Raw genomic sequence first — 13,732 nt, forward strand, 5'->3', positions numbered from 1 at the left:
CCGTTGTGATTTGCTCAACCGGGGTGCTTTCCGCTATTTGCTGATCGTCGTTTCATTTGACGCCATCTCCCTGGCGTCGTGTCCGCCCATTCACGGAAGGCACGATAGAACGAGTTGGTATCCTGGTAACCCAAGAGCCAAGCCACTTCCTGGATCTCTAAAGCGGGGTCCGACAGCAACTGCATGCCAAGCTCCTGACGAGCATCGCCGAGGAGCGCACGGAACGTCGTGCCTTCCGCTGTAATCCGACGCTGCAAAGTGCGTTCGCTCATGCCGAGCTCGCGACCGACACTGGTAATCTCGGGTCGGCCGCTCGGCATAATCCGTTTGAGCACCGTTTTGATTTGCTCGACCAGGGTGCTTTCCGCTTCCAGTTCGCTCATCGCTTGCGCCAGCGCGGGCGCAAGCATATGCAAGAGCTCCGGGTTGTGATTGATAAACGGGCGGTCAAGATCGGCGCAAGCCAGAACTAACCGGTTTTGTGCCGCGCCGAAGCGGATCGGGCAGTTGAAGTAGGCGTCGTGGAAGTCCGTAACGGGGCGGGCCCGTTTGAACTCGATCGCTACCGGGCTTAGATGTTGACCCGTTCCACGCCGTCCCAACTCGATCAGCATTGCAAAGCTGGCATCGACCGAGAGATCAGGCTCCGGCTCAGTGCCGTGCGGCCATTCGATCGTGATCGAGACACGGCCGTTCTTCTCCTCGCAATGGAGCTTATCGGGGCTGCAAAGCCGCTTGAATCGGATAACCCTCGCCAGACCATCACGATAATTTTCGGCATAGGTAGCGGCGAGGAACGCAAGCTTATGCGTTGCGGTGCTGGTGTCTCGGACCATTTTGATGCCGAAGCCTGCATCACCTGACAGTGATTCGATGGCACGCCAGATTGCGAAAAGCTCAGCGGTGCTGATGCTCGCAGCTGCATCGTGACGGAGCATGGCAGGAAGACCGGCCACCCTCAGGACCGCCTCAGAACGCAGTCCCTGTAGCTCAACGGCGCGCCAGAAGGATTCCGGCACTTTGCAGCGGTCCCCACGAACGTCTTTCATTGAGTTTGCCTTCGATGACGCCACGCGCAATTAAGGGCTTCGACTGCCTGGCCCCACACGCGTCGAAGATTCCTGGCGAACGGGAAGGAACCGTTCGCTGCGCCAGTTGCAGGATAGAGGAGGCCGTCCGCTCAGGAAGGATTTGAGAGCAACCTTCGTCTGCAATCGGCGTGGATCGCACTGTATTCGCGATTGGCGTACTCCGCAAGTTATCTGGCGTGTCAAGCTGATGCGACCGTGCGGCCAATGTTTTATCTTTGTCCCGTCATCCACGTAGCGGGCGGAATGTCCAGAGGAGAGTAACGATGCAGGCGAGAGAGCGCAACGAAGCAGAAGATCTGATTCGGGTGAGTGGGACATTGCCACTGACGTTTTATACCAACCCCAACTCCCGCGGCCGCATCGTGCACTGGATGCTCGAAGAGGCAGGGTGCGAGTACGAAACGGTTGTGCTCGATTACGAACGCTCCAGCGAGGCGGATCGATGGGGCGGCGCAGCGCTCGCGCGCTCATATGGCATTCTCGACGAGCGTAGTCGCTTTTTCACGGAGGTGAACCCGATGGGCAAGGTGCCGGCAATTGTGCATGACGGCCGGGTGATATCGGAGAGTGCGGCAATCTGCGCGTACCTCGCCGAAACCTTCCCGGACGCTGGCCTGGCGCCCACTGCGCAAGAGCGGGCCAACTACTACCGGTGGATGTTTTTCGCGGCGGGACCGGTCGAGCAGGCTGTCACCAACCATCGAGCCGGGTTCGTGCCGGCTGCGGAGCAGGAGTTCTTCTTCGGCCACGGCAGCTATGAGCGCACGGTGGACCAACTCGAACGCGCAGTGCGTTCAAGTACTTTCATTGCCGGAGAGCGATTCACTGCGGCCGACGTCTACGTCGGATCGCATATTGGCTGGGGTCTGGGGCTCGAGACCCTGCCCAGGCGTGACGCCTTCCTGGAGTATGTCGGCAGGGTTACACAGCGAGACGCCTTTCAACGGGCTGCCGCCAAGGGTGAAGCGCTGTTGGCTCTTGCAGATAGCTGATCCGTCTAGCCCGTATGCGCTGGGCCATACTCAGAGTGCGCAAATCCGCGAAGAACCTTTTTTTGGCTTTGGGGGTCAGCCTTGCGTATCGGCGAGCTGTTCGTCGATCAGGCGGCGGGCCGCGCTGTAGCCGCCCATCAAGGCGTCGATATCGGAGCTGAAGGGGAGCCCGGCAGCGTCGTCGATTTTCAGGGCGGACGAGGGCGCGGCGGGATTGTCGCTTGAGGCGATGCTTACCACGGCCGCGTAACGAGGGCGTTTGATTTCCGAGCGCTCGAGCGGGACCGGGCCATTCGCTTCGACGCCAACGCGGATTGCGTAGCCGCGATATTCGTAGGTGCGATTCATGACTGCATTGGCCATACGGGTTGCAGCGTTCCAGCGTACCCTGCGCCAACTTAAGCCAACCTTATGTAAGCGCTGAATGGACCAAAAAAGGAAATTTCGTCAGACGAAAAAACGTCATCGCACGCAGCTTCTCTTAAGGTTCTCTTCAGGTAACAGCGGTCACGACCGCATGACCTTGCCCACTGTTGCGCGCCGCCATGTGACTGACAGTCGCGAGGGGCAAGGCTGGTGCCAGCCACGCTGGACATCGTTGTTCGCGCAACCTTCCGGGAGTACAGCCGCATGAAGCCGCCGACCGACCGCCTGCGCGTCTACGTTATCGCCGCTTCGCTTTCGTTGGTCCTCATTCAGGCTGCCGTGGTCGTTTCGATCGTGCTGCTGCACGTGCCGATCAAGGCGTTCGAGTCGCAGCCGTTTCGCGCGGCCGTGCTTGCGGCAGTAGGGTGCGCTGTGCTCGTTGTGCGCTGGCAAGCGCGGCGCGCCAGGCGAAAAGCCGAGCGCCTCAGTCGCAGTCACGTGAACCTGCGCGCGTCCCGCGCGGCGTGCGCCTCGATGCGAGCGGCCCGTGAGCGGCTGCGCGCAAGAAAGCGCGCGTACTTCAGCCGTCCACGGGCGGCGCGGGCATCTCCAGATTGAGCTGGTAGAAAGCGGCGTCGAGCCAGCGGCCGAATTTGAATCCCGCTTCCTTGATCGTGCCTGCGTGAGTGAATCCGAGCTTCGTGTGCAGGGCGATGCTGCCGGAATTGGCCGCGTCGATGCAGCCCACGAGCACATGAATCTGCTGCCCGCGGGCGCGCCGGATCAACTCGAGGAGCAGGCGCTCGCCGAGGCCGCGTCCGCGCTGGTCGCGATGCACGTACACGCTGTGTTCGACCGTGTACTTGTTCGCCGGAAACGCGCGAAACGTGCCCCAGCTCGCGAAGCCGAGCAGCGTGCCGGCCTCGTCCACGGCGCCCACTACCGGAAAGCCGTTCGCGCGCTTGGCGCCGAACCAGGCCGCCATCGCCTCGGGCGGGCGCGGCTTGTAGTCGTAGAGCGCCGTCGAATTGACGATTGCGTCGTTGAGGATCTCGAGAATCGCCGTCGCATGCTCCGCTTCGTTGCAGTCGATGAAGCGCACAGCGTCGCTCTTTGATTTCGAGTTCATAGGGAATCCTCTTTAAATGAAAAGGGTGGCAGGCTGGACCGCGCTACGTGGGTTCAGACACCGCTCATGTCGCAGATGGCGACGACATAGCGCGCGGCCCGCGTGCCCGGATTGCTGAAGATCAGGGGCCGGTCGAGCCGCATGGCGAGGCAATCACCCGCATGGAGCGAATGCCGTTGATCGCCCAGCTCCACGTCGATACGTCCTTCCATCACCCAGACCTGCTGGTGAAGCACGTTTTCGCGGCGGCTGGTTTCGTAGGCTACGCGCGCGCCGGCCGGGAAATCGACTTCGACCAGCTGGATCGGCGACGGCCAGTTGGGCGGCGACACGCTCCTGCGCGTATAGCCGGACTGCGGGTCGCGCCATTGCGCCTGCTGTTCGCGGCGCACCAGGGGTTCGGCGGGTGTGTCTTCGCTGCTCGTGCCGAAGAGGCTCGCCATCGACACGGAAAGCCCGGCAGCGAGCTTCTCCAGCACGACCGCGGTGGGGCTGGCGGCGCCTCGCTCGATCATCGAGATCATCGAACGACTCACGCCGCTACGCGCGGCCAGTGCGTCCAGCGTCAGGCCGCGCGTGGCGCGCAAGTCGCGCACGCAACGGGCGATTCGCTCGTTGATTCCGGGGTCGTTCGGACTGTCCATTTGGCCGCGTTCCATGATGATGGAGGCATTTTCTAATAAATTGGAAATAAAGGTCAACAAAAAGCGCACACGCGGCGACGGAGGCGATGGTCTGCCAGACGCGCCGGTCGACGACGCGTCATCACCCGGCTATTCGCCGTTGCGCGCGCGGGCCTGTTCGGCGAGCGCCTTGTAGTCGTAGGTGGGATAGAACTCGGTGTGGTAGCCGCCCCATGCCGTTTGCTCGATCGCGCGATTCACCTCGCGCAGGCGGTTGGCGGGCACGCGCAGCGTCACGACCTGGCCGATCCCCATCATCACATACCACGACACCACTTCGATGCCGGGCGGCGGAAAGGCCTTGTAGAACCCCTGTTCCGCGAGCTGCTGATTGATCTTCGGCAGCGGCTTCGACTCGTCGTGTTTCAGGAAGATCGTCAGAAGGAAGGTGCCGTCGCCCGCGGGTGCGGCGAGTTGCGGGGCACCCGGGTTCGTTTGCGCGGCGGCGGGCAACGGCGCAAGCATGGCGGTCGCGGCGAACAGGGCTGCGCCTGCCATCCATTTGCTTAGGGTGTGCATCGGCTGTCTCCTGAATCGGGTTGGCAAGCCCTACAATAGGCCCGTCCTCATCCGTATGCAAAACGAGCCCATGACACGAGATCCTCGCCTCACCCTGAACGCGCGCCAGCAGGAAATGCTCGAATGGGTGCAACGCGACGGCTTCGTCACGGTCGACGATCTCGCTTCTCATTTCGACGTCACGCCGCAAACCATCCGCCGCGACGTGAACTGGCTCGCCGACATGAATCTCCTGCGCCGCTATCACGGTGGCGCGAGTTTGCCGACGAGTTCCGAGAACGTCTCGTACAGCGCGCGTCAGCACATGTTCCATGAGGAGAAGCGCCGTATCGCGGCGCTCGCGGCCCAGCATATTCCCGATCAGGCATCGCTCTTCATCAATCTCGGCACGACGACCGAGGAAGTCGCCCGAGCGCTCAATCATCATCGAGGGCTGCGCGTCGTCACGAACAACCTCAACGTGGCGAGCCTGATGAGCGGCTATCCCGATTGCGAAGTGATGATCACGGGCGGCGTCGTGCGGCCGTGGGACAAAGGTATCGTCGGCGAGCACACCATCGATTTCATCCGCCAGTTCAAGGTGGATTACGCCATCATCGGCACCTCGGCCATCGAGCCCGACGGCACGCTGCGCGACTTCGACACGCGCGAGGTGCGCGTGGCGCAGGCCATCATCGAGCATGCGCGCACGATCTACCTCGTGGCCGACCACTCGAAGGTCGGCCGCCCGGCGCTCGTGCGCCAGGGGCATCTGAGCCAGATCCACGCGCTCTTCACCGACCAGCCGCTGCCCGCGGAAATGAGCGAGGCGGTGCTGGCCGCGGGCACGCAGGTTCACGTCGCGGCGTAGCCGGCGGCCTCGCGCGCGCTTTTTCGGCGCGTTTCGCAAGACGTATTCGCTGTTTACCCTCTGAAATCCGGCGCGTTCCGAGCGCGGGCAGGGTCGTTGCTTCCATAAAAGCGACCTGGGACCGCGCCTGGGAGTCCCCGCATTCGCGCCCCATTTCTTTTTCGGGTTTTTTCGTTTGCGTTCGATTTCGCGCAAAATCCACGTCGCATAGATCGAAATCGAACCTTTACTTTTTCGTTCATGTTCGATAAATTTCGAATTCGAACATTTCGAAGTTCGATTTATCTTCAGGGACAGCAGGTGACTCAACAGAATCGGTACGATCTGCTCGTCGTGGGCGGCGGGATCAACGGCGCGGGCATCGCGCGCGACGCGGCAGGGCGCGGCCTGTCGGTGCTCCTTTGCGAACAGGACGACCTCGCCTCGCACACCTCGTCGTGCAGCACCAAGCTGATTCACGGCGGGCTGCGCTATCTCGAGTACAACGAGTTCGGGCTCGTGCGCAAGGCGCTGCAGGAGCGCGAAACGCTGCTGCGCGCGGCGCCTCACATCATGTGGCCGCTGCGTTTCGTCATGCCGCACATGCCGAACCTGCGTCCCGCGTGGCTCATTCGCATGGGCCTGTTTTTGTACGATCACCTCGCGAAGCGCGAACTGTTGCCGGGCTCGCGCGGTATCGACATGCGCCGCCATGCGGCGGGCGCGCCGCTCGTCGATTCGATCCGGCGCGGCTTCGTGTATTCGGACGGCTGGGTCGACGACGCGCGCCTCGTCGTGCTCAACGCGCTCGACGCGAAGGAGCGCGGCGCGCAAATCGTCACACGCACGAAGCTCGTTTCGGCGGTGCGCACGAACGCCGCGAACGGCGGGGATGGCGCGGGTCGCGCGGGTGGCGAATGGAAGGCGCTCCTGCGCCGCCCGGACGGCAGCACCTTCGAGGTGCGCGCACGCGCCATCGCCAACGCGGCCGGCCCGTGGGTGGGCGAGGTGCTGCACGGTGCGCTCGGGCGCGGCGCGCAGCACAGCGTGCGGCTCGTGAAAGGCAGCCATATCGTGACGAAGCGCCTGTTCGACCACGACCATGCGTACATCTTTCAGAACCCGGACAAGCGCATCATCTTCGCGATTCCGTACGAGCATGACTTCACGCTGATCGGCACGACCGATGTGGAGTATCGCAACGACCCCGCGAAGGTCTCGATCGACGGCGACGAAACGCGCTATCTGTGCGAATCGATCAACCGCTATTTCAAGCGCAAGATCTCGCCCGCCGACGTGCAATGGACCTACTCGGGCGTGCGTCCGCTGCTCGAAGAAGAGGGCGCGGAGAATGCGTCCGCCGTCACGCGAGACTACAAGCTCGAACTCGACGAGGCCGCGGGCGCGCCGCTACTTTCGGTGTTCGGCGGCAAGATCACGACGTTTCGCAAGCTGGCCGAAGAAGCGTCCGACCTGCTGTGCCGCTCGCTTGATCGCACCGCACCGGCGTGGACAGCCGGCGCGCCGCTGCCCGGCGGCGACATCGCGCAGGCGCGCTTCGAGCCTTTTGCGCAGGACTTCGCGAAGCGTCACTCGTGGCTGCCCGCCGCGCTGGCACGCCGGTACGCGCGTGCGTACGGCACGCGCGCCGGGCGTCTGGTGGGCAACGCGCAGTCGCTCGCGGACCTGGGCGCCGAGGTCGCGCCCGGCATCTACGAAGCCGAATTGCGCTATTTGCGCGACAACGAATGGGCGACGCGCGCCGAAGACGTGCTGTGGCGCCGCTCGAAGCTCGGCCTGCATGTCGCGCCGGGCACGCTTTCCGGCGTGGCCGCTGCTATCGATGGCTGGTTTGCCGCAACAAGCGCGACGGCGACCGCGCAGCACTGAAGTTCGCCGGCTTGAGCCGTTCAGCGACGTCAAGCAGTTCTATGCAGCTTTGAGCATCGCCACGCGCCGATTTTCCCGGCGCGTTAGCACAACTACTTACAGATGGAGATGAGAGACATGCCGGAACAGTACATCCTTGCGCTCGACCAGGGCACCACGAGTTCGCGCGCCATGCTTTTCGACCGCGCGGGCAACATCGTTTCGATTGCCCAGAAAGAGTTCGAACAGATTTATCCGCAACCGGGCTGGGTGGAGCACGATCCACAGGAAATCTGGTCGACGCAGGCCGGCGTGGCCGCCGAGGCCGTCACGCGCGCGGGCCTGAACGGCACCAGCATCGCGGCAATCGGCATTACGAACCAGCGTGAGACGACGATCGTCTGGGACCGTGAGACGGGCCATCCCATCTATAACGCCATCGTCTGGCAGGACCGGCGCACGGCCGACTTCTGCGACTCGCTCAAGGCACGCGGTCTCGAAGAGACAGTGCGCGCGAAAACCGGCTTGCCGATCGATTCGTACTTTTCGGCAACGAAGATCTGCTGGATCCTGGACAACGTGCCCGGCGCGCGCGAAAAGGCGCGGCGAGGCCTGCTCGCTTTCGGCACCGTCGACAGCTGGCTCGTATGGAACTTCACGAAGCACGAATTGCACGTGACCGACGTGACGAACGCGTCGCGCACCATGCTCTTCAATATTCACACGCGCCAATGGGACGACGAATTGCTCGACGCCCTCGAAATTCCGCGCAGCATGCTTCCCGAAGTTCGTTCGTCATCCGAAATTTATGGTCCGACCAAGACCACGGTGTTCGCCTCGAAGATCCCGCTCGCTGGCATCGCGGGCGACCAGCAGGCCGCGATGTTCGGCCAGATGTGCACGAGCACGGGCATGGTGAAGAACACCTACGGCACGGGCTGCTTCCTGATGATGAACACGGGCGCGAAGCCCATCGAGTCGAAGAACAATCTCGTGACGACGATCGCCTGGCAGATCGGCGACGAGATCAACTATGCGCTGGAAGGCAGCATTTTCATTGCAGGAGCCGTGGTGCAGTGGCTGCGCGACGGCATGGGCATCATCAAGAGCGCGCCCGAGATCGAGGCGCTTGCCGCGAGCGTGCCGCATACGGACGGCGTGTACCTCGTGCCGGCCTTCGCTGGCCTCGGTGCGCCGCACTGGAACCCTCGTGCGCGCGGCACCCTGTTCGGCGTGACGCGCGGCACGACCTCGGCGCATCTGGCGCGGGCGGCGCTCGATTCGATCGCGTACCAGTCGCTCGACGTGCTGGCCGCAATGGAAGCGGATTCGGGCATCAGCGTGGGCGAGCTGCGCGTGGACGGCGGCGCGAGCGCGAACAACCTGCTCATGCAGTTTCAGGCAGACTTGCTCGGCGTGAATGCGGTGCGCCCGAAGATCACCGAAACCACGGCGCTCGGCGCCGCCTATCTCGCCGGCCTCGCAACCGGTTACTGGCAGAACGTGAGCGAACTGCAGAGCCAGTGGAAGCTCGACCGGCGCTTCACGCCGTCGATGCAGGCTGCGCAGGTCGATGCCTGCCGCGCGGGCTGGCAGCGGGCGGTGCGCGCGGCCAAGGCCTGGGCCGACGACTCGCATTGAGCGATGTGGTCAGGCTTTCAGTCACAAAGCATAACTAACTAACATAACCCGCCGCTGGATTGCATGCGCCTCGTGCGTATGCACAGCGCGGGCAGAGAGACTACTGGACAATCATGTCACCCTATATTGCGGAATTCATCGGCACGGCCATTCTCGTGCTGCTCGGCAACGGCGCTGTCGCCAACGTGCTGCTAGCAAAAACGAAGGGCAAGGGCGCCGACCTCATCGTCATCGTGATGGGCTGGGCGATGGCCGTGTTCGTGGCGGTCTACGTGACGGCCTCGTTCAGCGGCGCGCACCTCAATCCGATCGTGAGCATCAGCCTCGCGCTGGCGGGCAAGTTCGCGTGGTCGAAAGTGGGCGGCTATATCGCGGCGCAGATGCTGGGCGGTATGGCCGGCGCACTGCTCGTGTGGCTCGCGTATCGCCAGCACTTCGCGAAAGAAGCCGACCCGGATATCAAGCTCGCGGTGTTTTGCACCGCGCCCGCGATTCGCAGCAAGCGGCACAACGTGTTGACGGAGGCGATCTGCACTTTCGTGCTGATCCTCGGCGTGCTCTATCTGGCCGCGCCGCAGGTGGGGCTCGGCGCGCTCGATGCGCTGCCTGTGGGGCTGCTCGTGCTCGGCATCGGCATTTCGCTCGGCGGCCCGACCGGCTATGCGATGAGCCCGGCGCGCGATCTCTCGCCGCGCATCATGCATGCGCTACTGCCGATTCCGGGCAAGCGCGACAGCGACTGGCGCTATGCGTGGATTCCGGTGCTCGGGCCGCTTGCCGGCGGCGCGGCCGCGGCCGGGCTCTATCATTATTTGCATGCGATGAGTTGATTTCGTCGTCGCGCACTGGAGACAGGTGCGCTCGCATGCACAAGGCCCGCGAACGATGCGTCGTTCGCGGGCTTTTGTTCGTTTGCACCGCAGTTGCAGATTGAAGCGGAAAGAATTGGCCTTTTCGTTATCGCGCCTGCTTGCGGTCCATTCAGGTATCGGCTGGTTCCTCGAACCTGGTCATGACGAGCGCGTCGTCCGGATTGCCATTTCTAACCTCATTACGTCCGGAGCCTGACAGCTAAGGTAGGTGTAAGTAGGAATCTAGTAGGAGATATGTAATTTTTCTGGAGATTCAAGAATCACTGCTCTAAATTTGCCAGAGCCTATCGCTGGGATCATTCAATGAATGAAGACGCACAGCGCGAGACGGAGCGCGGCACTGTCGTGGTCGACGTCGTTGGTGTCAGCCGCATGTATCGGACCCGTCGTCACGAGAGTCCGCTGTGGCGGCAATTGCTGAAGCCGACTTTTGAGACGCATACGGCACTCAACCAGGTGAACCTTCAGATTCGTGCTGGCGAGTGCCTGGGGCTGGTCGGCCCGAACGGGGCCGGCAAGTCAACCATGATCAAGCTGCTAACCGGTCTCCTGAAACCGTCATCGGGCCGGATTTCAGTTCTGGGGCATGAGCCGGGCCGCCTGTCGTCGCACTTTCTTAACCAGATCGCCGCTGTGTTCGGGCACAAGACATCGCTCTGGTGGGATCTTCCCGTACGGCACTCATTCGATGCAATTCGACGCATCTATCGCGTACCGGTCGAGGCGTTTCGCGAGGATGTTGTCCTCTTTGCCGACATGCTTCACGTCGACAAGCTGATGGACCGTACGGTGCGCCAACTGAGTCTAGGCGAGCGCATCAAATGCGAAGTGGTGCTGGCATTGGCGCATCGTCCTCGCGTCCTGTTGCTGGACGAACCCACAATCGGCGTTGATATGGAGTCCAAACAGCAGCTCAGGACACTGATCAATCGCATTGTCGTGGAACGGCATGTTGCCACCTTGCTCACGACCCATGATGTGACCGACTTGACGGCCTGCTGCACGCATATCGCGTTCATTCAGGGCGGCAACGTGTTCCAGGTCAAGGCCATGGACGACCTGCTCCGGCAATTCGGCGTGTCCCGGGATAACGGCGGCCTGCTGGAGTCCCGCCTCATCGATACCTTCCGGACACGTGGCATGACCACCGACGAGGAACGCACGTTCTGCAACACCACGCGGGTGAACGTTATGGGAGAAGAGGATGATTGATCGGCTTCGCCCTTTCGCCATCAATGGCCTACGCGTTCTGCTGGTAGATCGTGGCGTCCTGTTCGTCGATTTCTTCATTGCGACCGGCGTTGCCTTCCTGATTCAGTTCTTTGTCTGGAGCGCAGTCTATGACGCGCACGAGGAAATACACGGCTTTACGCTAGAGAAGCTTCTCTACTACTGCGCCTTCACGATTTACCTGTCTCGCTTGAACAACTGCTACGACCTGGTTCAGGAGATCTCCGAGGAAATTATCGAGGGACGCCTCGAGACGCAAGTGGCAAGACCGGTCAGCTATATCGGGCAGAAGTTCGCAGCTTATCTGGGCGGCGGTGCCCTATATGCAATACCGGTTCTCATCCTGTGCGTCGTCTACTGGCTGAACAACCCCGAGAGGGTGTCTCGATCGCCAGCCGAACTGTTCAGCTACGGGCTGTTGATCATCGGTTTCCTGCTCGCTGGCGCCGTCTTGAGTTTTTGCATCGGCGTATTCCTGGGTCTCCTGATGTTCTGGCTGATGCAGGCGGATTTCGTGTTGGCTTGCCTGACCACGATCACCGCGTTCCTGGGCGGAGCGATCATTCCACCGGGCTACTGGCCGGAGTACATCCGCCCACTCATGGCGTTCAATCCGTTCCAGTACTTCATTGCCGCACCCGCAGCTCTGATCATCAGCGGTGACGTGCCTGTCGGCGCTGTCGAGCAAGCCGTCGCGATGCTTTACATCCTGCTGTTCATGCTCCTGATCAAGTTGATGTGGTATCGGGCCATCAATACCTACACCGGGGGAGGGGGCTGACATGCGGGTGCTCATTGAAAAAGCCTTTGCCAGGCAGATTCATTACCTGGGAAATTACGTCTCCTATATCACCATCCAGGCTGTCGCGCAGATGCTGACCCTGTTCTACCTGCATACGGTGTTCACCTACACGGATACGCTCAACGGCTGGACCCGGGAACAGGCGATCTTCGTGTTTTATCTGGCTACGATGGTGACCCTAACGGCGGAATGCTTCATCTGCTCAATCCACCAGTATTATCTGCGGCTGGTCCGCGGTCTCCTGGATCCCGTGCTGATCATGCCGCTGAGACGCCGCACGCTCCAGCTACTCCGTTGGTCAGAACCAGGATTTCTGGTTCCCGTCGTCGCGCTGCTGTGCTGCTGGCCACTCATCGATCCTCAGCCTCATCGCCCGATGGAAGCATGGATAGGCGGTCTCGCGATTCTGGCGGTTGGCGTGCTCTCCATCATCGTGGTATTTGCGGTGATCTCGCTCACCGCGCTCGTGACACAACGCCTGGCACCAGCGGATTTCATGGTGTCCGAGCTAAGCCGCATGGTTTTTCTTCCCTCAAGTGTGATGCCGGGTGGCGCATGGCAAATCGTACTCGGCATAGGCTTACCCTTGCTGTTCAGCGCCAATGCAGCAGGTGCGGTCCTGATCGCTGGCGATTATCGCGTGGCGCTGATCCTCACCGCGGGCACAGTCGTGCTGGCCGTTCTCCATCAAGTCATCGAGTCGCGCGTGATGCGGTCGTTCAGCTTCCCGGGCGGTTGAAATCCAACACTCATATGGACTGCTCCTCATCATGTCGGATTCTTACGAAGACGCGGCTGCCCACCATCCTCACGATCGCGCCTGTACGAAGCCATGGCTTGCCAATGGCGTGGCGAAGTCCGCACAGTTCATTGATATCTGCTCCTCGCCTTGCCGATGCGGGCCTGCCCAATGTTTCGACAGGCCATACGAGAGGTCTGCCGTATGTGCAAGTCAGGGATGATTCCTGATACGTTCAGGCTGTGTTAAAGCGGACATCCGTCAAACACAGCGAGAATAACGGCATATCGAGGTGGATCAAATGGACAGCTATCTGGACGGCAATCGGCATGAGATCTGAAAGCACCTCTTACCGCGGGTTGTTAGCGATCGAAAATATTCCTCTGGTGCTGATCGCGGCTTGCATGTCTCGTTTAGGCGGCCGCATGTTCTCGCTCCTGATTATTCTCCACGCATTGTCCCGATTCGGATCACCCGAATTCGCGGGGTGGTTGTCGTTCGCGGGAATGGTGCCAGGCCTGATCGTCAGTCCAGTCCTGGGAGCGCTTCTTGATCGGGTGGGCGCTCAACGGGCGATCGTGATGGACCTGATCGTCAGCAGTGTGCTTGTTGCAACGCTGGTCATCGTTGATGTACTCGGTTTGGCTAGTCAGTCGACTCTCCTGCTGATCGGTTCAATTTATTCGCTGACGAATCCTCTTGGCGCTGCCGGGATCAGAACCCTGTTGCCGCGGCTGGTTTCCGCAGCAGATCTTGATCGGATAAACGCAGTCGACACAGCTATTTACGCAGTTGTAGATGTGCTGGGACCCGCGCTGGCTGGTGCGTTGTTCTCGTTTCTTGGCGGGACGGCCACCTTCGCTGTAGTTGCCGTCGCGTATGGAATCGCAGTCTCGTGCGTCATTCCGATCCAGCTTGCTGGGGACCACAGTAACTGCACAGGCTCAATATGGCGCCAGGCAATGGACGG

Annotated in this window: 15 protein-coding genes; 10 read left to right on the plus strand and 5 right to left on the minus strand. The window is 61.5% G+C overall.

Features of this window, described 5'->3' with window-relative positions; all coding sequences use genetic code 11:
* Positions 1–14 precede the first annotated feature (14 nt).
* Positions 15–1,049, minus strand: coding sequence for an AraC family transcriptional regulator (locus BMI01S_RS02025; RefSeq protein ID WP_028210707.1), 1,035 nt, complete (start codon positions 1,047–1,049; stop codon positions 15–17).
* Between the two features lie 305 nt (positions 1,050–1,354).
* Here BMI01S_RS02025 and BMI01S_RS02030 point away from each other — a divergent pair, with 305 nt between their 5' ends.
* Entirely contained in the window at positions 1,355–2,083 is a 729-nt protein-coding gene (locus BMI01S_RS02030; RefSeq protein ID WP_042288055.1) for a glutathione S-transferase family protein, read from the plus strand.
* Between the two features lie 75 nt (positions 2,084–2,158).
* Here BMI01S_RS02030 and BMI01S_RS02035 read toward each other — a convergent pair whose 3' ends face one another.
* Positions 2,159–2,431, minus strand: a complete 273-nt coding sequence (locus BMI01S_RS02035; RefSeq protein ID WP_028210709.1) for a hypothetical protein — start codon at positions 2,429–2,431, stop codon at positions 2,159–2,161.
* 282 nt (positions 2,432–2,713) lie between these two features.
* Here BMI01S_RS02035 and BMI01S_RS02040 point away from each other — a divergent pair, with 282 nt between their 5' ends.
* A complete protein-coding gene (locus BMI01S_RS02040) occupies positions 2,714–3,067 on the plus strand; it encodes a hypothetical protein (protein WP_028210710.1) in 354 nt (117 codons plus the stop codon).
* Here the strand turns inward: BMI01S_RS02040 and BMI01S_RS02045 are convergent.
* From BMI01S_RS02045 to BMI01S_RS02055, 3 genes are all read right to left on the minus strand, one after another.
* Entirely contained in the window at positions 3,030–3,578 is a 549-nt protein-coding gene (locus BMI01S_RS02045) for a GNAT family N-acetyltransferase (protein ID WP_028210711.1), read from the minus strand. The genes BMI01S_RS02040 and BMI01S_RS02045 overlap by 38 nt on opposite strands.
* 53 nt (positions 3,579–3,631) lie before the next feature.
* Entirely contained in the window at positions 3,632–4,222 is a 591-nt protein-coding gene (locus tag BMI01S_RS02050; RefSeq protein ID WP_244145258.1) for a helix-turn-helix domain-containing protein, read from the minus strand.
* Between the two features lie 129 nt (positions 4,223–4,351).
* A complete protein-coding gene (locus BMI01S_RS02055; protein WP_028210713.1) occupies positions 4,352–4,780 on the minus strand; it encodes a hypothetical protein in 429 nt (142 codons plus the stop codon).
* A gap of 70 nt (positions 4,781–4,850) precedes the next feature.
* Between BMI01S_RS02055 and BMI01S_RS02060 the strand changes: the two genes are divergently transcribed.
* The 8 genes from BMI01S_RS02060 to BMI01S_RS02095 form a co-directional block, all read left to right on the plus strand.
* Positions 4,851–5,630 (plus strand): DeoR/GlpR family DNA-binding transcription regulator, encoded by a 780-nt coding sequence (locus BMI01S_RS02060; RefSeq protein WP_028210714.1) that lies wholly within the window; start codon positions 4,851–4,853, stop codon positions 5,628–5,630.
* 300 nt (positions 5,631–5,930) lie between these two features.
* A complete protein-coding gene (glpD, locus tag BMI01S_RS02065) occupies positions 5,931–7,499 on the plus strand; it encodes a glycerol-3-phosphate dehydrogenase (RefSeq protein WP_028229946.1) in 1,569 nt (522 codons plus the stop codon).
* A gap of 117 nt (positions 7,500–7,616) precedes the next feature.
* Positions 7,617–9,119: a glycerol kinase GlpK gene (gene glpK / locus BMI01S_RS02070; protein ID WP_028229947.1), complete on the plus strand. Its 1,503-nt coding sequence runs from the start codon at positions 7,617–7,619 to the stop codon at positions 9,117–9,119.
* Between the two features lie 113 nt (positions 9,120–9,232).
* Complete coding sequence (locus tag BMI01S_RS02075) at positions 9,233–9,949, plus strand: MIP/aquaporin family protein (protein WP_028210717.1); 717 nt, start codon at positions 9,233–9,235, stop codon at positions 9,947–9,949.
* Positions 9,950–10,294: 345 nt separating this feature from the next.
* A complete protein-coding gene (locus BMI01S_RS02080) occupies positions 10,295–11,203 on the plus strand; it encodes an ATP-binding cassette domain-containing protein (protein ID WP_028229948.1) in 909 nt (302 codons plus the stop codon).
* A complete protein-coding gene (locus BMI01S_RS02085; RefSeq protein WP_036044090.1) occupies positions 11,196–12,002 on the plus strand; it encodes an ABC-2 family transporter protein in 807 nt (268 codons plus the stop codon). Before BMI01S_RS02080 ends, BMI01S_RS02085 begins: the two co-directional genes overlap by 8 nt.
* Before the next feature lies 1 nt (position 12,003).
* The gene (locus BMI01S_RS02090; protein WP_028229950.1) at positions 12,004–12,762 is read left to right on the plus strand and encodes an ABC-2 family transporter protein; all 759 of its coding nucleotides are present in this window, start codon (positions 12,004–12,006) and stop codon (positions 12,760–12,762) included.
* A 329-nt stretch (positions 12,763–13,091) separates the two neighbouring features.
* Positions 13,092–13,732: MFS transporter (locus tag BMI01S_RS02095; protein WP_042288059.1), on the plus strand; the 641-nt coding region annotated here is incomplete at its 3' end.

The organism is Paraburkholderia mimosarum LMG 23256 = NBRC 106338, assembly GCF_000739815.1.
GTDB lineage: Bacteria > Pseudomonadota > Gammaproteobacteria > Burkholderiales > Burkholderiaceae > Paraburkholderia > Paraburkholderia mimosarum.